This window comes from Kitasatospora sp. NPDC057512, from assembly GCF_042802135.1.
Taxonomy (GTDB): domain Bacteria; phylum Actinomycetota; class Actinomycetes; order Streptomycetales; family Streptomycetaceae; genus Kitasatospora.
The window spans coordinates 1-4629 of the sequence record NZ_JBHVET010000693.1 but is presented as its reverse complement, the minus strand read 5'-3'; the positions used below and the strand labels follow the sequence as shown (position 1 = coordinate 4629).

General features: G+C 73.8%; 3 protein-coding genes. 2 read left to right on the top strand and 1 reads right to left on the bottom strand.

All coding sequences use genetic code 11. The features are described from left to right. Nucleotides 1-102: 102 nt before the first annotated feature. A complete protein-coding gene (locus tag ACFU6K_RS32035) occupies nt 103-2463 on the bottom strand; it encodes a glycosyl hydrolase family 18 protein (protein ID WP_380668990.1) in 2361 nt (786 codons plus the stop codon). 286 nt (nt 2464-2749) lie between these two features. Here ACFU6K_RS32035 and ACFU6K_RS32030 point away from each other — a divergent pair, with 286 nt between their 5' ends. Together ACFU6K_RS32030 and ACFU6K_RS32025 are read left to right on the top strand one after the other, a co-directional pair. Continuing rightward, a complete protein-coding gene (locus tag ACFU6K_RS32030) occupies nt 2750-3424 on the top strand; it encodes a class I SAM-dependent methyltransferase (RefSeq protein WP_380668988.1) in 675 nt (224 codons plus the stop codon). Between the two features lie 95 nt (nt 3425-3519). Continuing rightward, nucleotides 3520-4602: a hypothetical protein gene (locus tag ACFU6K_RS32025; protein ID WP_380668986.1), complete on the top strand. Its 1083-nt coding sequence runs from the start codon at nt 3520-3522 to the stop codon at nt 4600-4602. Nucleotides 4603-4629 lie beyond the last annotated feature (27 nt).

Below are 4629 nucleotides of genomic sequence, written 5' to 3'. Positions count from 1 at the left end.
GCCCCTGCCGGTCGAGTCACGACGGCCGAGCCCTGGACGGGCGGACTGCGGATGGCCCGCGCGAAGGTTCCGCGCGGGCCATCGTTCGTTCCTGACGAGATGTCAGCGAAGGCTGCTGTCCATCGAGTTGAGCATGGTGCCGGAGGCGTCGTCGTTCTCCAGGGAGAAGGCGAACAGCCCGCCCAGGCCCTTGGCCTTGGCGTAGGCCCCGCGCGCCTGGACGGCCTGCGGGGTGTCACCGGTCCAGAAGTTGGTGCCGTCGTAGACCCAGCTGCTCTCGGTGACCGGGTCCCAGTGGGTCTGGGCCGCGGTCGGGTTGAGCTCCTTCCAGGCGGCCAGGCCGGCCTCCTGGCTCAGCGGCTTCTTGGCCGTCGGGCCGGTCGCGCTCTGGTACAGGCCGTAGTTGGAGCCGGCCGGGACGCCGGTCCAGCCGCGCCAGTAGAACGGGATGCCGAGCACGATCTTGTTCGCCGGGAAGCCGCCGGGGATGCCGTACTCGGGCAGGCCGGTGGTGTACGCGGCGAGCGTGGTGTCCACGTTGTACTTGCGGGTGCCCGGAGTGATCGGCGTGGTCGGGTCGGCCGGGCTGTCGTGCAGCGGGTCCTGGTGGTTGGTCGGGCCGGTGGCGTCCCACGCGCCGTGCATGTCGTAGGACATCACGTCGGCGTAGTCCAGGTAGGCGCCGATCTTGTCGGTCTCCAGCTGGGCGACCTTGTCCTGGCCGCTGGGCAGCGCGGCGGTCAGCAGGTAGCGCTTGCCCTGGGCGGCGCCGAGGGCGTCCAGCTGGGTGCGGAACTCCTTGAGCAGCAGGGTGTAGTTCTGCTTGTCGGCCGCGGAGTAGTGGTTGCCGGTGTGGCCGCCGGCCGAGCCCGGGTACTCCCAGTCGAGGTCGACGCCGTCGAAGAGGCCCGCCGCCGAGGCCGCGCCGCCGGAGGCGTCACCGGCCACGCCGGTCGGCAGGTTCCCCTTGAGGAACATGTCGACGCACGAGGAGACGAAGGCCTTGCGGGAGGAGTCGGTGGCCGCCGCGTCGGAGAAGTACTTGGAGTACGTCCAGCCGCCGATCGAGATGGTGAACCGCAGGTTGGGGTACTTGGCCTTCAGCTGGCGCAGCTGGTTGAAGTTGCCCTTGAGCGGCTGCTCCCAGGTGTCGCTGCTGCCGTCCACGCTGGTGGCGGAACTGTAGTCGGCCTGGTAGTCGGCGTAGGCGTCGCCCGCGCCGTCCCCGGCGTTCGGGTTGGACTCGTTGGCCGAGTCGGAGGCCTTCACCGCCTGGAAGCAGGTGAACTTCGTCGGGTCGATGTTGGCGAACGCGTAGTGGACGACGTCCAGCTTGCCCGCCGCGCCGCTGGTGTCGACGTTCTTGGCGTTGTACGCGTTCTCGTAGACGCCCCACTGGTCGAAGTAGGCCGAGCGGACCGGCTGCTGGGCGGGGGCGGCCGCGGTCGTGGTGCTCACCGGCGCGGACTGGGCGGAGGCGTGGCCGCCGGAGTAGCCCTGGACGCTGAAGGTGTAGCTCCTGCCCGGCAGCAGCGAGCTGACCGCGACGGAGGTGCCCATCGAGGTGGCGACCAGCTGGCCGTTGGACCACACCTTGTAGGCCACCGGGCCGTCACCGCTGGTGAGGGTGGACGGCTGCCAGGTGAGCACCACCGCGTTGGAGGTGGTCCTGGTGACCGCGAAGCCGGTCGGGGTGGTGACCTTGCCGTCCCCGGCCGGGCCGCTCGCGGTGGCCGTCGGGGTCGGAGTGGTGGTCGTGGGGGTGCCCGTCGGGCTGCCGGTCGCCGTCGGGCTTCCGGTGGCCGTGGGACTTCCGGTCGCGGTGGGGCTCGCGGTGGCCGTCGGGCTGGCCGTGGCGGTCGGGCTGCCGGTGGCCGTCGGGCTGGCGGACGAGGTGGGGCCGGCCGGGCCGGTCAGCGTGAGGTCGTCCGCGTAGTAGGTGCCGGTGCCGTACCAGCCGTGGGTGAAGACCGTGACGGAGGTGGTGGTGGCACCGGTGGTGAAGGTGGTGCTCAGCTGGTTCCAGCCGGTCGCGCCCGGCGTCCAGGCCGAGGAGTTGACGCCGGTGCCGGTGGCGCCCAGGTAGACGTAGCTGCCCTGGACCCAGCCGGCCAGGGTGTACGTGGTGTTCGGCTGGACGGTGACGGTCTGCTGGCACTGCGCGGTGTCGCCGGCCGAGGCGGCGCCGCTGAGCGCGCGGCTCCCGCCGTGCACCGGGGCGGTGACGACCGAGCCGTTGGAGCAGGTCCAGCCGGCCAGGGTGCCGGTCTCGAAGTCGCCGTTGGCCAGCAGGTTGACCGGGGCGGCCGAGGCGGAACCGAAGGTGAGGGCGATGGCGGCGCCGCTGGTGGTCAGCGTGGCGGCCAGGGCCAGTGCGGTGGCTCTTCTGCGCTGGGCGGCCCGGCGGTCGGCGCGCTCCCCGGCGGGGTGGGCGGGCCGTGCGGGCAGGACGCGGTCGTGCATGCGGTGGGTCCTCCGGATGTGTGGGGGGTTCCGGCGGTGCGGTGGCCCGGACGGGCCGAGGGGAGCCGGCCCGGGCGCGGTGGGGGCGCGCGGGCTGGTGACGCGTGCTGACGAGCGGTGTGCGGACGCGACGGGTGGCCGACCCGTGCACGTCACGACTGAACAGATTGGACTGGACCAATATTCGCCGTCAAGGGTGTCCGCCCGCTGGACCGTTCCCTGCCGGGGCGGCGGCGGCCCGGTAGGTTGGCCGGTACGAACAGGCCCGTCGAACGGAGGAGGCGCGATGGACAGCCAGGACTGGGACGACCGCTACGCCGCGAGCGAGCTGGTGTGGGGTGCCGCGCCCAACCGGTGGGTGGTCCGCGAACTGGCCGGGCGCACTCCCGGCCACGCGCTGGACCTGGCCGCCGGAGAGGGCCGCAACGCGATCTGGCTGGCCGCCCAGGGCTGGGAGGTCACCGGACTGGACTTCTCCGCCGTCGCCCTGGAGCGCGCCGAACGGCTCACCGCCGAGCTGCCCGACGAGGTCGCCGACCGGCTCACCTGGCGCCACGGCGACGCCCGCGCCTACGAGGCCCCCGCCGCCGGCTACGACCTCGTCCTGGTCGCCTACCTGCAGCTCCCCGCCGCGGACCGCCGGGCCGCGCTGCGCCGCGCCGCCGACGCGCTGACCCCGGGCGGCACCCTGCTGGTCATCGGGCACGACCTGAGCAACCTCACCGAGGGCGTCGGCGGCCCGCAGGACCCGGCCGTGCTCTTCACCCCGGAGGACGTCCTCGCCGACCTCGCCGACCTCGGGCTGCGCACCGTCCGCGCCGAGCGGGTGCACCGGACGGTCGGCGGCGAGCCGGGCCACAAGGGCGGTTCGGGCGCGGAGAGCGGCGAGGGCGCCGAGGCGAACGAGGGCGGCCGGGTCGCGGTGGACGCGCTGGTGCGGCTCGAACGGAGCGGCGGGTGACGGGCGGGGGCGTCGGCGGGGTCCGCCGGACGGCTGTGTCCTGATCCGCCCGGCGGCGCACGATAGTTGACGATGCGTCAACTAGCTTGTGAGGCATGAGGACTCGCATGCTCCCGGCGGTCTTGGCTGCCGCCGTGCTCCTGGCCGGTTGCGGCGGCTCGGGCTCCGGTTCCGAGGAGGAGCCGGCGCCCGGACCGACGGGTGCGCCACCGACCAGCGCCCCACCGACCGGCGGGGCCTCGACCGGCACCTCCCCGAGCGGGGCCGAGCGCCGTGCCGACGGTGCCCGGCTGCTCTACCGCGCCGGGGGCGGCCGCAGCGCGCAGAACCCGGCCTTCGCCCCGGACGGCCGCTCGGTGCTGCTGACCGAGTTCAGCGGGGGCTACAACAAGGGCGCCGCCGCCCTCGGCATCCTGCCGTTGGACGGCGGCGCGCCGCGCACGGTGTTGGAGGATCCCGACAAGGCGGCCGTCAACCTCCCCGGCAGCAGCTGGAACGCCGCCGCCGACGCCTTCGCCTTCGCCACCGACCGGGAGTCCGGGCACGACGAGGTCTGGCTGATGAAGCCGGGCGGCGCCCCCGAGCGGGTGACCGACCACGCCGACGGCAGCGGGTACAGCGAGCCGAGCTTCTCCCCGGACGGCGAGTGGATCGTCTTCCAGCAGAGCTGGGAGCCGGAGCACGCCGCGGTCCACGGCGACGCGGCCGAGCAGGACTCGCTCTGGAAGGTCCGCCGCGGCGGCGGCGCGCCCGTCCTGCTGGTGGACGGCCGGGGCACCGGATCCGACAACCGGCAGCCGAACTGGTCCCCGAAGGGCGACCGGATCGTCTTCCAGCGGCGGAGCGCGGGCCGCGAGGACTGGTCGCTGTGGACGGTGGACGCGGACGGCGGCGGACTGCGGAGGGTCACCGACGCGCCGGGCGAGCACACCGACCCGAGCTGGTCCCCGGACGGCCGCTTCCTGGTCTTCTCCTCCAACCTGGGCGACCTGCCGAACGCCCAGGTCTTCGTGGTGGACGCGGGTGGCGGCACTCCCGTCCGGGTGACCCGCGACGACACCGCCTACGACGGCGCGCCGAGCTGGTCCCCGGACGGGCAGTGGATCGCCTTCGAGTCCGCCCCGGGCGGCGAGGCCAACCCCGCCGCCCTCTGGCGCATCCAGGCGCCTTCCCACTAACCGACGGTGATCGTCACCACCGAGTAC

Bases quoted from the DNA above. Each gene is read 5' to 3' on its own strand.
- ACFU6K_RS32030 (WP_380668988.1), top strand. From the start codon at position 2,750: ATGGACAGCCAGGACTGGGACGACCGCTACGCCGCGAGCGAGCTGGTG.
- ACFU6K_RS32025 (WP_380668986.1), top strand. From the start codon at position 3,520: ATGAGGACTCGCATGCTCCCGGCGGTCTTGGCTGCCGCCGTGCTCCTG.
- ACFU6K_RS32035 (WP_380668990.1), bottom strand. From the start codon at position 2,463: ATGCACGACCGCGTCCTGCCCGCACGGCCCGCCCACCCCGCCGGGGAG.